Source organism: Streptomyces sp. NPDC008086 (genome assembly GCF_042957325.1).
Taxonomy (GTDB): Bacteria; Actinomycetota; Actinomycetes; order Streptomycetales; family Streptomycetaceae; genus Streptomyces.
This window is the reverse complement of sequence record NZ_JBIBIA010000008.1, coordinates 191,491-213,146: the sequence shown is the minus strand read 5'-3', so window position 1 is coordinate 213,146 and position 21,656 is coordinate 191,491. Positions and strand designations below refer to the sequence as shown.

Here is a 21,656-nt window from a genome sequence, read left to right as displayed (position 1 = left end):
CCGGCCTGCGGGATCTGAGATCCTGTGATCTCCGAACGGGACGTCGAGGGGGCACAGGCATGCAACGCCGCGCACTGCTGATCGGGGTGCAGGACACTCCACTCCTCGGTCAGGCCCCCGAACTCGCCGCGGAGTTCCCCTCCCTGGCCTGTGCGCGCACGGACGTCGCCCGGGTGGGCGAAGTCCTGACGGGGTCGGGTTACCGGCCGCAGATGTTCCACGCCGGCAGTGGCCCTGAGCTGCTCCTCGGAAAGTCGTCCCTGCAGGGCGAGTTGGAAAGGTTCTTCCGCGACTGCGAACCCGGTGACACGGCGTTGGTCTACCTCTCCTGCCATGGCGTGACGATCGACGAGCGGGAATATCTACTGCCTGCTGACGCACAGTTCACCAGGGCGGCGGCGGAGGACCCCGCGATCCTCGACGTCCACTCGCTCATCGCCGCCGACGCGGTCGGGCTGAAGATGGACTCGGTGCAGCGCGGCGTGAACATCGTCGTGTTCCTCGACACATGTCGGACCGATGCGCCGCGGTCGCGGGAGTGGACGGCGACCGGGGCGTACTCACCGGTGCGGGACGTGGTGTGGGTGCACAGCTGCGGCCCGGGGCAGCGCTCGTACGCCGACCAGCGGCTCGGCAGCTGGTTCGGGCGGGCCCTGGCCGAGGCGCTGGCCCCGGACCGGCCGCCGACCACGCTCGCCGAGGTGGTCAGGTACGCGGAGCAGCGCACGCTGCAGTTCGCCAAGGGCTTGAACGTGGACTTGCCGTACGTGGAGCTGGTGGTGGCGCACGGCCGGGTGCCAGGGGCCCTGGAGCTGTGCCAGGGACTGCCGGAACAGCTTCCGTGGGCCGAGTTGGTGAAGCAGTCCACGCTGTGGGAGCACACGGGCGGCACCCTGGTCTCGCAGGAGGCCGTCAAACAGGCGCTGTCCGAACTGGCCGACCATGTGAACGGCACCGTCCTCGGCGCCGGCGTTCATCACGACGATCCGTGGCGGGACGAGCACTTCCCCAGCCGTTTCGAGCGCAGACTGTCCGCTCTTGTGGAGCGAGCCGGGCTGACGGACCCGGAACGGCTGTCCCCCGCGGAGACGGCGGTACTGCTGGCCGCACCGCTGGTGCACGAGGCGGTGACCGCGATCGCGTTGGGGGACCTGCACCACGCCGTGGAGACCGCGTCCGACGAACGCGACGAGCACGACAAGCAGGTCATCGAGGCCATGGGCGACATACGGCGGGCCCACCGGCATGTGGAGGGCGTGCGCCTGACACTCGCCGACCGGGGCCTGGCGGAGGAGGAGAACGCGGCCGAGTACTGGCTGCGGCACCGGTTCGTCGCGGACTGGGACCGGCTGTGGGCCGGCGACGGGTCGTACGAATCCATCGACACCCTGGTTCGTCTGGTCTCCTCGGCGATTGCCTCCTCCCACACGCGCGGCCCCGCCGGCTTCACCGACAAGGCCCGGCAGCGCGTCGGAAACCAGGTCCGGCAGGTCCTCGGCCATCTGACGGTGGAGCCGGGCGAACGTCCGCGCGTGAGCCTGCCCGGCCCCGAGGGCGACTGGGAGAACCCGTTCCCGCCCGTCGAGGGCAGCAACTGGCGCCCCAAGCAGCTGGCCCAGCTCATCTGGACCGCCGGCCTGCTCGCCGCCGACCCCCGGCGCCTGTCGAGCGTCCTCATCGACCATCTCGGCGCCCACAAGAGCCTCCAGCCTCAGGTCGTGGTCGAGGCCTTGGCGGACTACGACCTTTCGGCGACGGTCGGCGATCGGTCCCAGCAGACCTACGACCTCGATGTCCGGTTCCCGTGTCCGCACGCCGCGCTGCATGTGGCTCTGGAGGAGTGCGCGGCCCGGGCCGAAGCCACGATCGCCACGATCAGGGGTCGGGACAAGGGACTCGGCGAGCTCACCCGCGGACTGCCCCAGCGCGTCACCACCCATCAGCTGCGTCCGGAGGCCGACCAGTACACACTGCCGATCGAGCGTTTCCGGCTGGCCGAGGACGAGATCCGCCCCCTGTTGATGGGGCATCAGCTATACGGCGACCGGATGCTCGCCTTACGGGAGCTCTACCAGAACGCGCTCGACTCGTGCCGACTACGCGACATGCGCAACCGCTACGGCCTCAGCCAGCGGCGCGGCGGAGACGAAGACTGGCGCGGCAAGATCACCTTCATCCAGGGATGGGACAAGAAGGACCGCCCCTTCATCGAGTGCCACGACAACGGCACCGGGATGACCCGCGCCAAGCTCACCTCGATGTTCGCGCGCGCCGGCAAGCGCTACGAGCAGGACCCGGACTACGTGCAGGAACGCCGCGAGTGGCGCAGTGCGGGCCTCACCCCGACCGGCCTCAACTCCCGTTTCGGCATCGGCGTGTTCAGCTACTTCATGCTGGCCGACGAGGTCGAGGTCGACACGGCTCCGGTCAACCGGTACGGCGATCGGAGCGACCGCGAGCAGCACTCCCGCGCCGACATCCAGTCCGGTTCGGGCCTGCTACGCATCACCCCGTCGCACGACGCGCCCACGAACGGCGGAACAAAGGTACGCCTGTATCTGTCCGCCCCGGCGGAGGGTGAGCAGCCCGCTTCCCTGGTGGAGACGTTGTCGTCGCTGCTGTGGGTGAGCGACTACGAGGTGGTGGCTGAGGAACGGGACCGGCACGACTTCGAGGAGGTGGTACGCAGCCGGACGTGGTCACCGGGAGTACTGAAGGGCCGGGGCGACTGGTTCGGTGAGCCGGCCCACGTCGAGAAGACGGACGTGTGGCTGGTCCAGGGCGAGGGACGGCTGCTGCTGGACGGAGTGGTGATCAAGGACGCCGAGCCGGTCCACGGCTACGTCGCCAATCTGCGCGAGCGGCATCAGCCGGAGCCCAGCGTGGACCGCAACAACCTGCTCAAATACCGTCACGAGATGCTCGCCGGCGAGGTCCGGGAGGCGGCCGCCGAGTGCGCCGCGCAATGGAAGGAGATGTCACTGCGCAGGCTGTGGGACCTAGCCGAGGAGGAACCCCTGCTGGCCTACGAGGTGCTCACCGCGCTGCCCAAGGACGCCATGGCGGTCTTGGAACCCGTCGCGGATGACCAACGGGTGCTGTCGGGCAGCGTTCCGCTCGCGGTGAGCGGCTGCTTCCCCACGGACCACGACCGGCTCCAGAGAATGCACCACCGGTCTCAGATCTTCGGTGATCGGCGTGATCACGAGGAGGACCTGTTCAAGAAGTGGCGGCTGAGCAGGCTGGGCATGCCTCCGGACAGGGACAGCGATATCGCCGGCTACCCCGATCCGAAGCCCATGGACGCGCTGTTGTTCAACCGCGACCCGGACACAAGCCTCGAGTGGGGCCCGGCGTTGCGCTCCGCCGCCGCGGCCGGACTTCCGTTGCGGCCTGTCGTACGAGCCCTGCGCAGATACGCCATCGCCGGCCTACGGGTCCCGGCCACGGCGGCCATCCGGGCACTCGACAGCTTCCGCCCCACTGTGGAGGCGGCCGACCTGTATGTCCTCTACCGCGAGGCCGGTGCCGACTCGAACCGGGTCGCACGCCACGCGCCCATGGTCTGGGTCTCCGCCCGGCACGAGATCCCGCTGGGACGGTGCGCCGACCTTCTGGCCGAGCTGCGACAGCTGGACTCGACGCTGCCCGACCCGCCCGACCTCGACGAGGATCTCCGGGCCACGGTGGTGACCCGGGGGGAGGGCGAGGTCCTCAGCCGGAACCTGAATCAGACCTGGTTCCCCCGAGGCAGGTTGGGGGACGGCACGCTCGCCCACATCGAGTTGCTGGAGCGGGTGGGAGCGCAGATCGCCGACGCCTCTTGGCCGGCCGCGCAGGTGGCTCGCCGCTTGCTGCGCCTCACTCCGCTCGGTTTCACGTTCCTCTCCGTGCCTCCGGCCGACGCCCCGGGGTGGCGCCGTCTCAGCGAACAGGAACAGCTCCTTCTGCGCCCCGACTTCGGCAGCTCCAGCCCATGGCGTGTCGGAAAGCTGTCCATGGACCAACTGGTGATGACCGCCAAGCAGTTGCGCACCCGGTTGGGACTGGTGGAACAACTCGTGAACTCGGCCGAGCCGCTCACGGGAGTCCGGGCCCCGCGGGTACCGGAGTCGGCCGTCGGCTGGACACCGCCAAGCTGGCTCAATCTGGACGAGGACAGCGTCGCGGACGGCACACCCTGCTTGCCCTGGGACCTGATCCTGCAATACGTCACAACCGCGGCCGGTGATCCCGACGAGCTCAGGGAAGCGGTCGTGCATCTGACGGAGTGCGGGCTGTTGGACGGCGCTGCCATCGGCGACGAGGAGGCACTGCTGAACCAGGCGACCAGCGCGGAGCTGTCGTCGCTGCTGTACTTCTCCGATTACGTGCCGGCCTTCGACGAGGACGGAGCCAACCTCGCGTTCCTGCTGTCTCTGACGAGCGCTGGGGACTCCCTGGGGCAGGCCCGCGAACGCCTGGTCGCGGCGACCCGACACCGTCCGCTCGACATCGCCGCCCTGCCCGAGGGCGCCGAGGAGTTGAGCGCGACGGACACGGACTTGACCGCGTTGTACGAACAGCCCTATCGGGAACGGCTGCATGGCTTCCAGCGAACAATGACCATCCAGCAGCTCATCGGGCACGCGTTCGCCAGCCGGGGCTCGATCGGGCGGTCGGTCTCACGTCTGTCCACCTTCACCGTCCTCGGCGCACCCGCCCCGCCCGGCGACTTCACCGGCCCGGACGCCGATGCCCTGGCCCCGCGCGTCCCTGACCGCTTCGACCTCGTCGCCTTCGACGCGGGCCTGCTCGGGCCCGGCATCCTCGGCCCTCTGGAGCTGGTACTCGTCGCTGGGCGGTTCGGCTGGACGCTGGCGAGGGCATACGACCGCTACGCCCCGTTCCGCTGTCTCGGTCTACGGGTGACCGTGGGCCGGCTGACCGAGGCGGAGGGGGCGCTCAGGCCCGACTGGCGTGACGTCGTCCTGCTCACCGAGCAGCTCACCGGCCGAGCCCCGGCGCTGCACGGCGAAGTACCGGCGGACCACATCGCCCTGTGCGCCGAGGAGACCGAGCTCACCCAAGCCGAGGTCCGTGCCCGCCTCGACAGCTACGCCGCCCTCTTCGGGTTCCGTCTGGCAGCCAAGTCCGATCAAGCGTACGAGGAGCAGCAGTGAGCCCCGCGCCCATCGCGTACAAGAAGGAACACAAGAAGACGCCGGTCACCTTCCAGTGGCAGACGGAGACCGGCCAGGGCGGCCAGGTGCGCCGTACCGGAACCGGACACTGCCCGGCGTGCCGGTGCCCGCTGGCCGTGCTCGTCAAGGAGACCCAGGTGGTCCCCAAGGGAGGAATCTTCGACCGTCGGCGCAAGGAGTACCCCACGCGTCCGGTCAGCGTCCTGTGCGACTGCACGACCCTGCACGCGGGCCGCCCGGCCGGGGTGGTCACGGGCTGCGGCGCGCGGATCACCATCGTCCGCTGGAGCGTCTGACTCGCATGACCGACTACACGAGTGAGGAACTGGACGACGCCGACCGGCGGTTGGTGGAGATGAAGTCGTCGGGCGCGCAGCTGCAGGCGGCGGTGCGGCAAGCCGAGGGCTACCGGAACTTCCTGTCGTCGCTGACCGGGCTGCTGACGGCCGTGTTCGTGCTCAAGGGCCAGGAAGACCTGAGCAAGCTGCCCGAAGGGCCGCGTATCGCGGTCATCGTGCTGCTCAGCGCCGGGTTCGTCGCGCTGGTGGCGGCCTCGTGGCTGGGCGTGGTCGCGGCCAACGGCCGCCCCGGGGAGCGTATCCCGACCGACGCGTTCTGCCTGCTGGACTACGAGGCGGAGCGGATCCCGCGGATCTGGGCTCAGGTGGAGTGGGCCCGCTGGCTCGCCCTCGTCGGCGTGCTGGCCGTCGCCGCCGCCGTCATCGTCACATGGGTCGCCCCTGCCAAGTAGCCGGACAAGCGACGGCGCCCGCCCAGTCGTCCGGTCGGGGACTGTGGGGCAGACGCCGTCTGTGTTCCGTACGCCGTTGTACGGGACGTATGTGCGTGACCCTCAGGTCACTTGTCGAGCCGTCAGACCATCAGCGCGCGGTCCGTCGGCTTGATCGGGGCCGGCAGTTCGCTGGCGCCGGTCAGGAAGCGGTCGCAGCCGCGGGCGGCCGAGCGGCCCTCCGCGATGGCCCAGACGATGAGGGACTGGCCGCGGCCCGCGTCACCGGCGACGAAGACACCCGGGACGTTGGTCTGGAAGTCGGCGTCGCGGGCGATGTTACCGCGCTCGTCGAGGTCCAGGCCGAACTGCTCGACCAGGCCGTTCTCGCGGTCGGTGCCCGTGAAGCCCATGGCCAGCGTCACCAGCTGGGCGGGGATCTTGCGCTCCGTGCCCGGCTTCGGGGTCAGCTTGCCGTCGATGAACTCGACCTCGGTGAGGTGCAGCCACTGGACGTTGCCGTCCTCGTCGCCCTCGAAGTGGGTGGTGGAGACGGAGTAGACCCGCTCGCCGCCCTCCTCGTGCGCGGACGTGACCTTGTACAGCATCGGGAAGGTCGGCCACGGCTGGTGCGGCGCGCGGTCCTCGCCCGGACGGGGCATGATCTCCAGCTGCGTGACGGAGGCCGCGCCCTGCCGGTGGGCGGTGCCCACGCAGTCGGCGCCGGTGTCGCCACCGCCGATGACGACGACGTGCTTGCCCTCGGCCGAGATCGGGGAGGTGACGTAGTCGCCCTCCTGGACCTTGTTGGCCAGCGGCAGGTACTCCATCGCCTGGTAGACGCCCTTGAGCTCACGGCCGGGGACCGGGAGGTCGCGGGCGGTCGTGGCGCCGGCGGCGATGACGACCGCGTCGTACCGCTTCTTCAGGTCGGTCGCCTTGAGGTCGCGGCCGATCTCGATACCGGTACGGAAGCGGGTGCCCTCCGCGCGCATCTGCTCGATACGGCGGTTGATGTGCCGCTTCTCCATCTTGAACTCGGGGATGCCGTACCGGAGAAGGCCTCCGATGCGGTCCGCGCGCTCGTAGACGGCGACGGTGTGGCCGGCCCGGGTCAGCTGCTGGGCGGCGGCCAGGCCCGCCGGGCCCGAGCCGATGACGGCGACGGTCTTGCCGGACAGGCGCTCCGGGGCCTGCGGGGCGACGGTGCCCGCGTCCCACGCCTTGTCGATGATCGAGACCTCGACGTTCTTGATGGTCACGGCCGGCTGGTTGATGCCGAGCACGCAGGCCGATTCGCACGGGGCCGGGCACAGGCGGCCCGTGAACTCCGGGAAGTTGTTCGTCGCGTGCAGGCGCTCCGACGCCGCCGACCAGTCCTCGCGGTAGGCGTAGTCGTTCCACTCGGGGATGAGGTTCCCGAGCGGACAGCCGTTGTGGCAGAACGGGATGCCGCAGTCCATGCAGCGGCTGGCCTGCTTGCTGATGATCGGCAGCAGGGAGCCGGGGACGTAGACCTCGTTCCAGTCCTTCAGACGTACGTCGACCGGGCGGGACTTGGCGACCTCGCGGCCGTGGTTCAGAAAGCCCTTCGGGTCAGCCATTGATCGCCGCCTCCATCATCTTCTCGGTGATCTCGGTCTCGGACAGACCGGCTCGCTCGGCGGCGTCCTTGGCGGCGAGCACTGCCTTGTACGTGCTGGGAATGATCTTGCTGAAGCGCTCGACGGCGGTGTCCCACTCGGCCAGGAGCTTCTCGGCGACCGTGGAGCCGGTCTCCTCCTGGTGGCGGCGGACCACGTCGTGCAGCCACTGCTTGTCGGTGTCGTCGAGGGCCTCGACGGCGCCCACGTTGCCGACGTTGACGTTGTCGCGGTCGAGGTCGATGACGTACGCGATACCGCCGGACATACCGGCCGCGAAGTTACGTCCCGTCTCGCCGAGGACCACCGCGTGGCCGCCGGTCATGTACTCGCAGCCGTGGTCGCCCACGCCCTCGGAGACGACCGTCGCACCGGAGTTGCGGACACAGAACCGCTCGCCCGTACGACCGCGCAGGAACAGCTCGCCGCCGGTCGCGCCGTAGGCGATCGTGTTGCCCGCGATCGTCGAGTACTCGGCGAGGTGGTCGGCGCCCCGGTCGGGACGGACGATCACCCGGCCGCCGGAGAGGCCCTTGCCGACGTAGTCGTTGGCGTCGCCCTCCAGGCGCAGCGTGACACCGCGCGGCAGGAAGGCACCGAAGGACTGGCCCGCGGAACCGGTGAAGGTGATGTCGATGGTGTCGTCGGGCAGACCCGCGCCGCCGAACTTCTTCGTCACCTCGTGGCCGAGCATGGTGCCGACCGTGCGGTTGATGTTGCGGACCTTGACCTGGGCGCGCACCGGCTGGGCGTCGGTCGCGGAGTCCGCGGCCAGGGCGTCGGCGGCGAGCTTGATGAGCTCGTTGTCGAGCGCCTTCTCCAGGCCGTGGTCCTGCTCGATCAGCTGGTGGCGCACCGCGCCCTCGGGCAGCTCGGGCACGTGGAACAGCGGCTCCAGGTCCAGGCCCTGCGCCTTCCAGTGGTCGACCGCGCGGGTCACGTCGAGGGCCTCGGCGTGGCCGACGGCCTCCTCGATGGTGCGGAAGCCGAGCTCGGCGAGGATCTCGCGGACCTCTTCGGCGATGTACTGGAAGAAGTTGACGACGTACTCGGCCTTGCCGGAGAAGCGGTCGCGCAGGGTCGGGTTCTGGGTGGCGATGCCGACCGGGCAGGTGTCCAGGTGGCAGACGCGCATCATGACGCAGCCGGAGACGACGAGCGGCGCGGTCGCGAAACCGAACTCCTCGGCGCCGAGCAGCGCGGCGATGACGACGTCACGGCCGGTCTTCAGCTGGCCGTCGGTCTGCACGACGATGCGGTCGCGCAGGCCGTTGAGGAGAAGGGTCTGCTGCGTCTCCGCGAGGCCCAGCTCCCAGGGTCCACCGGCGTGCTTCAGCGATGTCAGCGGGGAGGCACCCGTACCGCCGTCGTGGCCGGAGATGAGCACCACGTCCGCGTGCGCCTTGGAGACACCCGCGGCGACCGTGCCGACGCCGACCTCGGAAACCAGCTTCACGTGAATCCGCGCCTGCGGGTTCGCGTTCTTCAGGTCGTGGATCAGCTGGGCCAGGTCCTCGATGGAGTAGATGTCGTGGTGCGGCGGCGGGGAGATCAGGCCCACGCCCGGCGTCGAGTGACGCGTCTTGGCGACCCACGGGTAGACCTTGTGGCCGGGCAGCTGACCGCCCTCACCGGGCTTGGCGCCCTGGGCCATCTTGATCTGGATGTCATCGGCGTTGACCAGGTACTCGGACGTGACGCCGAAGCGGCCGGAGGCGACCTGCTTGATCGACGAACGCCGCGCCGGGTCGTACAGACGCTCCGGGTCCTCGCCGCCCTCACCGGTGTTGGACTTGCCGCCCAGCTGGTTCATGGCGATGGCGAGGGTCTCGTGCGCCTCCTTGGAGATGGAGCCGTACGACATGGCGCCGGTGGAGAAGCGCTTGACGATCTCGCTGGCCGGCTCGACCTCGTCGATGGAGATCGAGGGACGGTCCGACTTGAAGCCGAAGAGCCCGCGCAGCGTCATCAGTCGCTCGGACTGCTCGTTCACGCGCTCGGTGTACTTCTTGAAGACGTCGTAGCGACCGGTGCGCGTGGAGTGCTGGAGGCGGAAGACCGTCTCCGGGTCGAACAGGTGCGGCTCGCCCTCGCGGCGCCACTGGTACTCGCCGCCTATGTCGAGGGCGCGGTGGGCGGGCGCGATGCCCGACGCCGGGTACGCCTTCGCGTGGCGGGCGGCGACCTCCTTGGCGATGACGTCGATTCCGACGCCGCCGATCTTGGTGGCCGTGCCGTTGAAGTACTTCTCGACGAAGGCGTCGTCGAGACCGACGGCCTCGAAGACCTGGGCGCCGCGGTAGGAGGCGACCGTCGAGATGCCCATCTTGGACATGACCTTCAGGACGCCCTTGCCGAGGGCGTAGATCAGGTTGCGGATGGCCTTCTCGGCCTCGATGTCCGACAGGAAGGTGCCCGCGCGGACCAGGTCCTCGACGGACTCCATGGCCAGGTACGGGTTGACGGCCGCGGCGCCGAAGCCGATGAGCAGGGCGACGTGGTGGACCTCGCGGACGTCGCCGGCCTCGACCAGCAGGCCCACGTGGGTGCGCTGCTTGGTGCGGATGAGGTGGTGGTGGACGGCCGCGGTGAGCAGAAGCGACGGGATCGGCGCGTGCTCGGCGTCGGAGTGGCGGTCCGACAGGACGATCAGCCGGGCGCCGTTCTCGATGGCGGCGTCGGCCTCGGCGCAGATCTCCTCGATGCGCGCGGCGAGGGCTTCACCGCCGCCGTGGACCCGGTACAGACCGGAGAGGGTCGCGGCCTTGAAGCCGGGCATGTCGCCGTCGGCGTTGATGTGGATGAGCTTGGCCAGCTCGTCGTTGTCGATCACCGGGAAGGGCAGGGTGACCGAGCGGCAGGAGGCGGCCGTCGGGTCGAGCAGGTTGCCCTGCGGGCCCAGCGAGGAGTTCAGCGAGGTGACGAGCTCCTCGCGGATGGCGTCCAGCGGCGGGTTGGTGACCTGCGCGAACAGCTGGGTGAAGTAGTCGAAGAGCAGCCGCGGGCGGTCGCTCAGCGCGGCGATCGGCGAGTCGGTGCCCATCGAACCGATCGGCTCGGCACCGGCCTTGGCCATCGGCGCGAGGATGACGCGCAGCTCCTCCTCGGTGTAACCGAAGGTCTGCTGGCGGCGGGTGACCGAGGCGTGCGTGTGCACGATGTGCTCGCGCTCGGGCAGGTCGGACAGCTCGATCTCGCCGGCCTCCAGCCACTCGGCGTACGGCTTCTCCGCCGCGAGCTGGGCCTTGATCTCGTCGTCCTCGATGATGCGGTGCTCGGCGGTGTCCACGAGGAACATCCGGCCGGGCTGCAGGCGGCCCTTGCGGACGACCTTGGCGGGGTCGATGTCGAGGACGCCGACCTCGGAGCCGAGGACGACGAGGCCGTCGTCGGTGACCCAGTAGCGGCCGGGACGCAGGCCGTTGCGGTCGAGCACGGCGCCGACCTGGGTGCCGTCGGTGAAGGTGACACAGGCCGGGCCGTCCCAGGGCTCCATCATCGTGGAGTGGAACTGGTAGAAGGCGCGCCGGGCCGGGTCCATGGAGTCGTGGTTCTCCCACGCCTCCGGGATCATCATCAGCACGGAGTGCGGCAGGGAGCGGCCGCCGAGGTGGAGCAGCTCCAGCACCTCGTCGAAGGACGCCGAGTCGGACGCGTCCGGCGTACACACCGGGAAGATGCGCTCCAGGGCCTTGCCGTCCGAGCCGAACAGGTCCGAGACCAGCTGCGACTCACGGGCGCGCATCCAGTTGCGGTTGCCCTTGACGGTGTTGATCTCACCGTTGTGCGCGACGAAGCGGTACGGGTGCGCCAGCGGCCACGACGGGAAGGTGTTCGTCGAGAAGCGCGAGTGGACGAGGGCGATCGCCGAGCCGAAGCGGCGGTCGGACAGGTCCGGGAAGAAGGGCTCCAGCTGGCCGGTGGTCAGCATGCCCTTGTAGACGATGGTGCGGGCCGACAGCGACGGGAAGTAGACGCCGGCCTCGCGCTCGGCGCGCTTGCGCAGCACGAAGGCCTTGCGGTCGAGGGCGATGTCCTTGGCGGAACCGTCCGCGACGAAGACCTGGCGGAAGACGGGCATCGTCGACCGGGCGGTGGCACCGAGCAGCTCGGGGGCGACGGGCACCTCGCGCCAGCCGAGGACGGTGAGGCCCTCCTCGGACGCGATCGTCTCGATCTTCGAGACGGCGTCCTGGGTCCCCTCTTCCGGCAGGAAGGCGATACCCACGGCGTACGCGCCGGCCTCGGGCAGTTCGAATCCGGCCACCTCGCGGAAGAAGGCGTCCGGCACCTGGGACAGGATGCCCGCGCCGTCACCGGAGTCGGGCTCGGAACCGGTGGCGCCGCGGTGTTCGAGATTGCGCAGAACGGTGAGCGCCTGCTCGACCAGCGCGTGGCTCGCCTCGCCGGTGAGGGTGGCCACGAAGCCGACGCCACAGGCGTCGTGCTCGTTGCGGGGGTCGTACATACCCTGCGCAGCAGGGCGAGCATCCATGAAGGACCAGTTCTGGCCATTCGCGGAGTGCTGGGACGGCTGGCGCGGCGTACGCATCGGCTCTCCCGTCGTCGTCATGTGGCATATGCAAATTGCCGAGGGACGACGTTGGCCCTCTGCGTGAGTGCAAAATTTCGTGCAGGTTACATGATGGGGCGGTTCTCGGGAAGCGGGATAATCCGTTCCATCATGCGGACACCAGGGGCTGCGAGAAGGGTTCCGCGCCCATGGCTTGAAGTATGTGGGGACCGAGCGAGACAGGTCTATGTCCGTCGATCCGAGGCGGAAGGGGCGTCGTCGCCCACCCCGCGAGTGCGCCGCAGGCGTCATTGCCCACAGCGCTTACGGCTCATGCCCGGTGGTCATGCATCCGAAACCAGCGAGTAACGGCTACTTATGCGGCCCAACGCATAAGTTCCAGCCGAGCTATCCTACGGCCGTTCCGAACCAACTGCCCAGGGCGTACGTCACACCGGCCGCGGCGCCACCGAGCGCCAGCTGCCGCAGCCCGCTGTACCACCAGGTGCGCGCCGTCACCTTGGCCACGACCGCACCGCACAGGAACAGCCCGACGAGCGCGAGCAGCACGGCCGGCCACAGCGAGGTCGCACCGAGCAGATAGGGCAGGACGGGCAGCAGGGCGCCCAGCGCGAAGGACCCGAACGACGAGACGGCCGCGACCAGCGGCGAGGGCAGGTCACCGGGGTCGATGCCGAGTTCCTCGCGGGCGTGTATCTCCAGGGCCACCTCGGGATCGCGGGAGAGCTGCTCGGCGACGGCCTTGGCGAGCCGCGGCTCGACGCCCCGCGACTCGTACAGCGCCGCGAGCTCGGCCTCCTCGTCCTTCGGGTGCTTCCTCAGCTCCCGGCGCTCGACGTCCAGCTCGGCCTCGACGAGCTCGCGCTGCGAGGCCACGGAGGTGTACTCACCGGCGGCCATGGAGAAGGCGCCGGCGGCGAGTCCCGCGAGGCCGCTCAGCACGACGGTCTGCTGACCGACGGCGCCGCCCGCGACACCGGTCATCAGGGCGAGGTTGGAGACCAGGCCGTCCATCGCCCCGAAGACGGCGGGGCGCAGCCAGCCGCCGTTCACATCGCGGTGCGTGTGGTTGTCACGGTGCGCCTCGTGCAGCGCGGCCTCGGTCTCGATGATGGCCATGAGGGTCCCCCTGGAAGCTAGGTAAGGCTGTCTTTAGACGAGTTCCATTCTTCGACAACCACAAATCTACGCCGCGCATTTCCCTCCCGCCAGCAAGGAAAGGCTGGGCTAACCTGCGCTTTCCCCTGGGAACGCTCATTCGTGTACAGGCCCGCACAGATGTCGACCGGGTGACACTGACGCCTCCGAGGCTCAGGTCAACCGCCGATGGTGGGACACATCCGCAAAGGGCTCCGCGCCCTGTGCGGAGCCCCCGGAGGAGAGGCCTCGCATGCCATCCATCGCCTGCATCCCCTCGGTTCCGGCGCCCGGGGACGCCGCCGAAATCCGCGAACGGGCGCGCGGCGCACTGCTGGGCCTGGCGGTCGGCGACGCGCTGGGCGCCCCCGCCGAGAACATGAAGCCCTCCGAGATCCGCGCCCGCTGGGGCCGTATCACGGGCTACGTGTCCGACAACCCCTCCGGTACGGACGACACCGAGTACGCGATCTTCTCCGGCCTCCTCCTCGCCCGGCACGGTTCGGCCCTCACCCCGGCCCATGTGGAGGCGGCCTGGCACGAGTGGATCGCGGACCGGGCGGAGGGCCCCTTCCGGGGCGCCGGCTTCAGCGAGCGCGGCACGCTGGAGAACCTCCGCCGAGGCCTCGCGGCCCCCATCTCGGCCCAGCACCGCCACGCCTGGAGCGACGGCCTCGCCATGCGGGCGGCGCCCTTCGGCGTCTTCGCGGCCGGCCGCCCCGCGGAGGCGGCCCGCCTGGTGGCGATCGACGGCTCGGTGAGCCACGACGGCGAGGGCATCTACGGCGGCCAGGCGGTGGCGGCGGGCGTGGCGGCGGCGATGGCCGGGGCCCCCACGATCGCCGTGGTCGCCTCGGCCCTCGCGGTCGTCCCGGACGACTCCTGGACGGCCCGCTCCCTGCGCCGGGCGGTGGCGGTGGCCCACCGCGGCGAACGCGCTGTCCGCTCCGCGGTCGTCATCGGCGGCTACCCGTGGACCGACCTGGCGCCCGAGGCGGTCGCCCTGGCCTTCGGGGCGTACGCGGCGGCGGACGGCGACTTCGTCCAGGCGGTCCTCACGGCCGTGAACATGGGCCGCGACGCGGACACGACGGCAGCGGTGGCCGGCGCACTCGCCGGCGCGACCCAGGGCGCGCCGGCGATCCCGACCGAGTGGTCAGCGGCGATCGGCCCTGCACGGGGCAGCTGCCTGCCGTCCATGGCCGGCCACCACGTACTGGACGTGGCAGAGCTGCTGGTACCGGGCGAGGACAGAAAGTGGGCCACGGGAGGCCTCCCCACAGCCGACACCCCGGCGGCCCACCGATGAGGCCCCCCACCCCTTGGGACGAGGGCACCCCCACAACAACCACCCCCGAAACCGACCCCACCCTCCTGCCCCAGCCACCCGACCCCACGACGACCGACGCCACGACGCTTGCACCGCAACCCGACCCCACAACGCCCGACGCCACGCGCCGCACCCCACCACCCGGCCCCATGACCACCGACAGCACGGCCCTCGCACCACCACCCGCCCCCCCGACCACCGACAGCACACCCCGCACCCCACCACCCGACGCCACGCCCCCCAAACCCGCAGCCGCCGACGGCGAGCACCCCCCACCGGGGCCACCCGCACCCGACGACGAATCCCGCACGGGCGGTGCGGGTGGGAAACAGAAGGCCGATGGCGAAGCCGAGGCCAAGACCGCGCACCCAACGGAGCGCACCCGCACCCTCGGCCTCCTGCTGGGCCTAGCCGCAGGCGACGCGGCCGGCTGGCCCGCCGCCCGCCACAGAGCCGCCCGCATGCCCGACTGGACCCGCCGCCTCACCCGCGAACTCGACACCTTCGCCGAACACAACGCCACCACCACCCTCCCCGTCCCCATCGCCCTCAACCAACCCCCCGAACCCCTCCGCCTCGGCCCCTCCGACGACACAGAATGGGCGGCCTTCACCGCGGAAGCCGTACTGCGAGCCGGCGACGACACAGCCCTCGGCGACCTCAGCAGGGAACGCCGCACCAGAGCCGCGATCGACCTCACCTGGAGCGCCCTCGCCGACGAGATCGCCGCGGCAGCGGACCGCGCCCCCGAGGTCGAGTCGGCCATCCTCCCCCTCCGCGCCCGCATCTCCGTCCGCGCCGCCCTCGGCAACCTCGCCACCGGCCTGCGCCCACCCGCCACCGGCCACGACAACCCGCACTACTTCGACGACGCGGCCTGCGTCAGGGCCTGCGTCCTCGCGGTGGCCCACCCCGGCGACCCCCACCGCGCCGCCGACCTCGCCGAGTTCGACGCCCGCTACACCCAGGACGGCGACGGCGTACACGGCGCCCGGGCGATGGCGGCGGCCGTGGCACTGGCCCTGACCGGCGCGCCGGCGAACGCCTGCGTGGCCGCGGCCCTCGCCGAACTCCCCGAGGAGACGGAGATCGGCCGCAACGCCCGCCACGCACTGCACCTCGCCCACTCCGCCGACAGCGCCTTCGCCCTGATCCCCCTCCTGGAACACCAGATCGTCGACCACGTCTACAGCTACGGCATCGCCGCCGCCGAGACCGTCCCGGTCGCCCTGGCCCTCACGATCGCCGCGGACGGCCGTATCGCCGAGGCGGTCCCCGCGGCCGCGTGCCTCAGCCGGGTCGCCGACTCGGCACCGGCCCTGGCGGGCGCGCTGACCGGCGCACTCGGCGGCGGAACGTCGATCCCGGCGACCTGGCGCGAGGCATGCCGCACCCTCTCCGGCTGCGTACTCCCCCGGCTGACCGGCACCGACCTGGTGGAACTCGCCGAACTCCTGGAAGCCACACAACCGACCCGACCAGGAGGATGATTCGGGGCATGACGCCCAAAGCAGATGAAAGCAGTGGCCCGCGTCTCGATGAGCGGATCACCGGCGCCCTGGTCGGCGCGGCGGTCGGCGACGCCCTCGGCGGGCCGGTGGAGGGCTACTCCCCCGACCAGATCCTCCAGCGCCACGGCGGCCGCGTCCACGGCATCGTCGGCCCCTGGAACGGCGACGCCTGGCGCACGGCCCGCCCCATCGCGCCGTACCACAAGGGCGACGGGCACGTCACCGACGACACCTTGATGACCCACGCGCTGGTACGGGCGTACGCCACAGTCCGCGACCACCTCGACGCGTACGCCCTCGCCGACCACCTGGTCCCGGACCTGATGACCAACCCGCGCTGGATCCCGGAGCTGGAGGCGGAGGCCCTCCCCCTGCACCGTGTCTTCCTGGCGGAGAAATGGCTGGTGACCCGCCTTCACTACGGCCATGTGGACCCGCGTGAGGCCGGCGTCGGCAACGTCGTCAACTGCGGCGCGGCGATGTACATGGCCCCGGTCGGCCTGGTCAACGCGGCCGACCCGAGGGCCGCGTACGCCGAGGCCCTGGACATCGCGGGGGCCCACCAGTCGTCGTACGGCCGTGAGGCGGCGGGTGTCCTCGCGGCGGCGGTGGCTGCGGCGTGCGCCCCCGGGGCGACACCGGACTCGGTCGTCTCGGCCTGTCTGTCCCTGGCGAAGGACGGGACGCGGGCGGCGATCGAGACGGTCTGCGACACGGCGGGCCGGTACACGGACTTCGAGTCGGCCCTCGCCCCGCTCCGGGCGGCGGTCACCCCGTACGACACGGTGGGCCCCGACTACCGGCAGCCCTCCCTCGGCGCCCGCCGCCCCTCCCGGCTGCACGCCATCGAGGAACTCCCCGTAGCCCTGGGCATGTTGGTGGTCGCGAACGGCGACTTCCGGCACGCGGTCCTGGGCGCCGTGAACTACGGCCGTGACTGCGACTCGATCGCGACGATGGCCGGCGCCATGGCCGGTGCGCTGGGCTCGCCGGTCCCCGAGGACTGGTCGAAGGCGGTCGCGGAGGCCAGCCGCCTCGACCTGTGGGAGCCGCCCCGCATCCTGACCGAGGTCGCGAGGGAGATCCACGCCCGGGACGTCGATCGCCGCCGGGCCCACGAAGCGGCCTTCAGCGCGCTGGAGGGCCGACCATGCTCCGACTGACCTGGGTCCAGCCGGAGGACCTGCTCGGGCACGAGTTGCGCCAGGCGGCTCTGGACGGCCGGGAGCCGTCGAGGATCGCGGAGCGATGGCGGGCGGCGGGCGGCGAGGAGGCCCCGCTGCGGGCCGGGGCGTCACCGCAGCCGGCGTCGAGGTATCTGCGGACGCTGGCGGAGGACCTGCTGGACGAACTGGCGGACCTGCCCGGCCGGTTGAAGGACGACGAGCCCACGGACCTGGAGACGATCAAGTCCCTGTGCCCGCACTGGCCGCCCCCTGCCCTCACCGCCCCCGCACCCCCCGGACCCGCCCGCTACGAAGCCGCCTGGCTCGGCCGGGCCGTCGGCTGCCTCCTGGGCAAACCCGTGGAGAAGCTCCCCCTGGAAGCCATCCGCCAGCTGGCCGGATCCACCGGCAACTGGCCCCTGGCCGGCTACTTCACCGCCCGTGGCGTCCCCGCCGACCTCCTCGCCGCCCACCCCTGGAACCGCCGCTCGGCCGCCACCTCCCTCGCCGAGAACATCGACGGCATGCCCGAGGACGACGACCTCAACTACCCCCTTCTCAACCTCCTCCTGCTCCAGCGTCACGGCAGGGCCTTCACCACCACGGACGTGGCCCGTCTCTGGCTCGACGAACTGCCGGCCGGCCGCACCTTCACCGCCGAACGCGTCGCCTACCGCAATCTCCTCACCGGCATCGAACCCCCGCACACGGCCCGCCACCGCAACCCCTTCCGTGAGTGGATCGGCGCGCTCATCCGCGCGGACGTCCACGGCTGGACCAACCCCGGCGACCCGGCCGCCGCGGCCGCACAGGCCCACCGCGACGCCACCCTCACCCACACCGCCAACGGCGTCTACGCGGCGATGTTCACGGCGGCCGTCATCGCACAGGCGGCGACGGCGCCCGGCCCCGCCGCCGTCCACGCCTGCCTGCGCACCGGTCTCACGGTGATCCCCCCGAACTCCCGCCTGGCCAGCGCGGTCCGGCATGCCGTCGAACTGGCCCGCACCCACGCCGACTTCGACACGGTCGTCGACGCGTTGCACGCCGCCCACGCGCCCACCCACCACTGGGTGCACGCCGTCCCCAACACCGCCCTGATCGCCGCCGCCCTCACCCACGCCGACGGCGACTTCACGGGCTCCGTCTGCCGTGCCGTGTCGGGCGGTTGGGACACCGACTCCAACGGCGCGACGGCAGGCGGCGTCGCCGCCCTTCTCGCCGGCTCCCCCGCCGCGCTCCCCGACCGCTGGACGGCCCCCCTCAAGAACCGCCTCACCACCTCGGTGGCCGACTTCAACGGCACCGGCTTCGACGCACTGGCCCACCTCACCCATGAGCTCACGCCCCCGGAGGTCGCACGCCCATGACCGACATCGTCGTGCTCGGCAGCACGAACATGGACCTCGTCACCTATGTCGCAAAAGCCCCGCAGCGCGGCGAGACCGTGACGGGACGGGAGTTCCGTACGGTCCCCGGCGGCAAGGGCGCCAACCAGGCCATCGCCGCCGCCCGCGCCGGCGGCAACGTCTCGATGATCGGCGCCGTCGGCAACGACGCCTTCGGCACCCGCCTGCGCTCCACCCTGGAGCACTCCGGCGTGGACACCGACGACCTGCGCACCGTCGAGGGGTCGTCCGGCACCGCGCACATCGTCGTGGACGACGAGGGCGGCAACGCCATCGTCGTGATCCCCGGCGCGAACGGCACCCTCGACCACCTCAGCCCCGGCGACGAGGGCGTCATCGCCTCCGCCGACACCCTGCTGCTCCAACTGGAGATCCCGATCGCCGCGGTCCTCGCCGGCGCCCAGGCGGCCCACCGCCACAACGTCCGTACGATCCTCACGCCGTCCCCCGCCCAGCCCCTGCCCGACGAACTCTTCGCCGCCGTGGACCTGTTGGTGCCCAACGAGCACGAGGCCACCACCCTCACCGGTCGCACCGACCCCCGGGAGGCCGCCGTCGGACTCCTCGACCTGGTGCCCGCGGTCGTCGTCACCCTGGGCGCGGCCGGCAGCCTGTACGTCAGCCGGGACACCGATCCGGTGACCGTGCCCGCTCCGAAGGTCACCGCGGTCGACTCGACCGGCGCCGGTGACACCTTCGTCGGCGCCCTCGCGGTGGCGCTCGGCGAAGGGCGGCCCATGCACGACGCCCTGGCCTGGGCGGCGGAGGCGGCCGCGCTGTCGGTGCAGCGGGAGGGCGCCACGGTGTCGATGCCGTACCGCCCCGAGATCGAGGAGCGGCACGGCTCATGAACGCGCCCGGAACCCGGCCCGCCGACGCCCCGCTGACCGGCTTGCGCGTCCTCGACCTCGCCACCCTCTTCGCCGGCCCCCTCGCCGCCACGATGCTCGGCGACTTCGGCGCGGAGGTCGTCAAGGTCGAGCACCCCGAGAAACCGGACCCGTCCCGCGGGCACGGCCCGTCGAAGGACGGCGTGGGCCTGTGGTGGAAGGTGCTCGGCCGCAACAAGCGCACGATCGCCCTGAACCTGTCCAGGCCCGGCGGCCGCGCCACCCTGCTGCGCCTCGCCGCGAGCGCGGACGTCGTCATCGAGAACTTCCGCCCGGGCACCCTGGAGAAATGGGATCTCGGCTGGCCGGAGCTCTCCGCCGCCAACCCCCGGCTGATCCTCACCCGTGTCACCGGTTTCGGCCAGTTCGGCCCCTCCGCCCACCGCCCCGGCTTCGGCACCCTCGCCGAGGCGATGAGCGGCTTCGCCGCGCTCACCGGCGAACCGGACGCACCCCCGACGCTGCCGCCCTTCGGCCTCGCCGACTCCATCGCCGGCCTCGCGACCGCGTACGCGGTGATGACGGCACTGGCCGCCCGCGAGCGCACCGGCGAGGGCCAGGTCGTCGACATGGCCCTCATCGAGCCGATGCTGCTGGCCCTCGGCCCCCAGCCCACCTGGTACGACCAGCTCGGCTACGTCCAGGCGCGCACCGGCAACCGCTCCGCCAACAACGCCCCGCGCAACACCTACCGCACGGCCGACGGCACCTGGGTCGCCGTCTCCACCTCCGCCCAGTCCATCGCCGAACGGGTGATGCACCTGGTCGGACGCCCCGACCTGATCGACGAACCCTGGTTCGCGACCGGCGCCGACCGGGCCCGCCACGCCGACGTCCTCGACCAGGCGGTCGGCGACTGGATCGCCCGCCACACCCGCGCCGACGTCCTCGCGGCCTTCGAGAAGGCGGAGGCCGCGGTCGCTCCGATCCAGGACGTACGGGACGTGATGACCGACCCCCAGTACGCGGCCCTCGACACGATCACCACCGTCGACGACCCCGAGCTGGGACCGCTGCGCATGCAGAACGTCCTGTTCCGCCTCTCCGCCACGCCCGGCACCATCCGCTGGGCCGGGCGCCCGCACGGCGCGGACAGCGCCGAGATCCTCACCGGCCTGGGTCTGACCCCCGCCGAACTGGCGGCCCTGCGCGAGGAGGGCAGCCTGTGACCCGGTTCCCCCTGACCTGGTTGTACGCCCCCGGCGACCGCCCCCATGTGGTGGCCAAGGCCCTGACGTCCGGCGCCGACATCGTGATCGTCGACCTGGAGGACGCGGTGGCCCCGGACCGCAAGGACTACGCCCGGTCGGCCACCGCCGACCTGCTCTCCGAACCGGACCATCCCGTCCCCGTGCACGTCCGCGTGAACGCCCTGGACACCCAGGCCGCGGCGAAGGACCTGGAGGCGCTGGCCACCCGTCCCGGCCTGTCCGGCATCCGGCTGCCCAAGGTGCGCTCCGCCGAGCAGATCGTGCGCCTCGCGGAGACCACCCCGCCGAGCGCGGGCGGCGCCCCAGCGCTGCACGCCCTGCTGGAGTCGGCCCTGGGCATCGAGCGGGCGTACGCCATCGCCTCCGCCCACCCGTCCCTGCGCGGCATCGCCCTCGGCGAGGCGGACCTACGGGCCGACCTGGGCATCCGGGGCGACGCGGGCCTCGACTGGTCCCGTTCCCGCGTCGTCGTGGCGGCCAGGGCGGCCGGGCTGCCGCCACCGCCCCAGACGGTCCATCCCGACATCCGCGACCTGGAGGGCCTGGCGGCGACCTGCGCCCACGGCCGTGCCCTCGGCTTCCTCGGCCGGGCGGCCATCCATCCCCGCCAGCTCCCGGTGATCGAACGGGCCTACCTCCCCACGGAGGAGGAACTGGAACAGGCGGAGACGATCATGAAGGCGGCGGCGACGAACCAGGGCGCCCAGGCCCTGCCGGACGGCAGCTTCATCGACGCGGCGGTGGTGGCGACGGCGCAGCGGACCCTGTCCCTGGTACGCCGAGGCTGACCACCTCCTTCCCGCCGCGGCGGCGAGCAACCACGACGGCGGATTCCGGCGGTGCCGAACTCACCGAAGCGCACTGCCCACGTACGACGGAGGGCGCCCGGTAAGCACCGAGCGCCCTCATCGC

At 71.4% G+C, this 21,656-nt stretch carries 13 protein-coding genes; 10 read left to right on the top strand and 3 right to left on the bottom strand.

Translation table 11 applies throughout. The annotated features are described in order from the left end of the window. The first annotated feature begins 59 nt into the window (after window positions 1-59). The 3 genes from ACFZBP_RS28385 to ACFZBP_RS28375 are packed head-to-tail and all read left to right on the top strand — an operon-like array spanning window position 60 to window position 5,934. Window positions 60-5,162 (top strand): caspase family protein, encoded by a 5,103-nt coding sequence (locus tag ACFZBP_RS28385; RefSeq protein ID WP_391417180.1) that lies wholly within the window; start codon window positions 60-62, stop codon window positions 5,160-5,162. Beyond that, window positions 5,159-5,479, top strand: coding sequence for a hypothetical protein (locus tag ACFZBP_RS28380; protein ID WP_391417178.1), 321 nt, complete (start codon window positions 5,159-5,161; stop codon window positions 5,477-5,479). Before ACFZBP_RS28385 ends, ACFZBP_RS28380 begins: the two co-directional genes overlap by 4 nt. 5 nt (window positions 5,480-5,484) lie before the next feature. Further along, the gene (locus tag ACFZBP_RS28375; RefSeq protein WP_391417176.1) at window positions 5,485-5,934 is read left to right on the top strand and encodes a hypothetical protein; all 450 of its coding nucleotides are present in this window, start codon (window positions 5,485-5,487) and stop codon (window positions 5,932-5,934) included. A gap of 122 nt (window positions 5,935-6,056) precedes the next feature. Here ACFZBP_RS28375 and ACFZBP_RS28370 read toward each other — a convergent pair whose 3' ends face one another. From ACFZBP_RS28370 to ACFZBP_RS28360, 3 genes are all read right to left on the bottom strand, one after another. Continuing rightward, window positions 6,057-7,517, bottom strand: coding sequence for a glutamate synthase small subunit (locus ACFZBP_RS28370; RefSeq protein ID WP_391417174.1), 1,461 nt, complete (start codon window positions 7,515-7,517; stop codon window positions 6,057-6,059). Continuing rightward, window positions 7,510-12,108, bottom strand: coding sequence for a glutamate synthase large subunit (gene gltB, locus ACFZBP_RS28365; RefSeq protein ID WP_391417602.1), 4,599 nt, complete (start codon window positions 12,106-12,108; stop codon window positions 7,510-7,512). The genes ACFZBP_RS28370 and gltB overlap by 8 nt, the downstream gene beginning before the upstream one ends. 369 nt (window positions 12,109-12,477) lie before the next feature. Further along, window positions 12,478-13,209 (bottom strand): VIT1/CCC1 transporter family protein, encoded by a 732-nt coding sequence (locus tag ACFZBP_RS28360; RefSeq protein ID WP_383444738.1) that lies wholly within the window; start codon window positions 13,207-13,209, stop codon window positions 12,478-12,480. Between the two features lie 271 nt (window positions 13,210-13,480). On the opposite strand from ACFZBP_RS28360, the gene ACFZBP_RS28355 reads away from it, so the two are divergent. Genes ACFZBP_RS28355 through ACFZBP_RS28325 form a run of 7 tightly spaced genes read left to right on the top strand, consistent with a single transcriptional unit; the run spans window position 13,481 to window position 21,532 of the window. Continuing rightward, window positions 13,481-14,536, top strand: a complete 1,056-nt coding sequence (locus tag ACFZBP_RS28355) for an ADP-ribosylglycohydrolase family protein (RefSeq protein ID WP_391417172.1) — start codon at window positions 13,481-13,483, stop codon at window positions 14,534-14,536. Next, complete coding sequence (locus ACFZBP_RS28350) at window positions 14,533-16,047, top strand: ADP-ribosylglycohydrolase family protein (RefSeq protein WP_391417170.1); 1,515 nt, start codon at window positions 14,533-14,535, stop codon at window positions 16,045-16,047. The genes ACFZBP_RS28355 and ACFZBP_RS28350 overlap by 4 nt, the downstream gene beginning before the upstream one ends. A gap of 8 nt (window positions 16,048-16,055) precedes the next feature. After that, a complete protein-coding gene (locus ACFZBP_RS28345; RefSeq protein ID WP_383444730.1) occupies window positions 16,056-17,231 on the top strand; it encodes an ADP-ribosylglycohydrolase family protein in 1,176 nt (391 codons plus the stop codon). Further along, on the top strand, window positions 17,219-18,604 hold the full coding sequence (locus tag ACFZBP_RS28340) for an ADP-ribosylglycohydrolase family protein (RefSeq protein WP_391417167.1): 1,386 nt from the start codon (window positions 17,219-17,221) through the stop codon (window positions 18,602-18,604). Before ACFZBP_RS28345 ends, ACFZBP_RS28340 begins: the two co-directional genes overlap by 13 nt. Further along, window positions 18,601-19,494: a ribokinase gene (gene rbsK / locus ACFZBP_RS28335; protein ID WP_391417165.1), complete on the top strand. Its 894-nt coding sequence runs from the start codon at window positions 18,601-18,603 to the stop codon at window positions 19,492-19,494. The genes ACFZBP_RS28340 and rbsK overlap by 4 nt, the downstream gene beginning before the upstream one ends. Further along, on the top strand, window positions 19,491-20,702 hold the full coding sequence (locus tag ACFZBP_RS28330) for a CaiB/BaiF CoA transferase family protein (RefSeq protein WP_383444721.1): 1,212 nt from the start codon (window positions 19,491-19,493) through the stop codon (window positions 20,700-20,702). Before rbsK ends, ACFZBP_RS28330 begins: the two co-directional genes overlap by 4 nt. Then, window positions 20,699-21,532 (top strand): HpcH/HpaI aldolase/citrate lyase family protein, encoded by an 834-nt coding sequence (locus ACFZBP_RS28325; protein WP_383444719.1) that lies wholly within the window; start codon window positions 20,699-20,701, stop codon window positions 21,530-21,532. The genes ACFZBP_RS28330 and ACFZBP_RS28325 overlap by 4 nt, the downstream gene beginning before the upstream one ends. Window positions 21,533-21,656 lie beyond the last annotated feature (124 nt).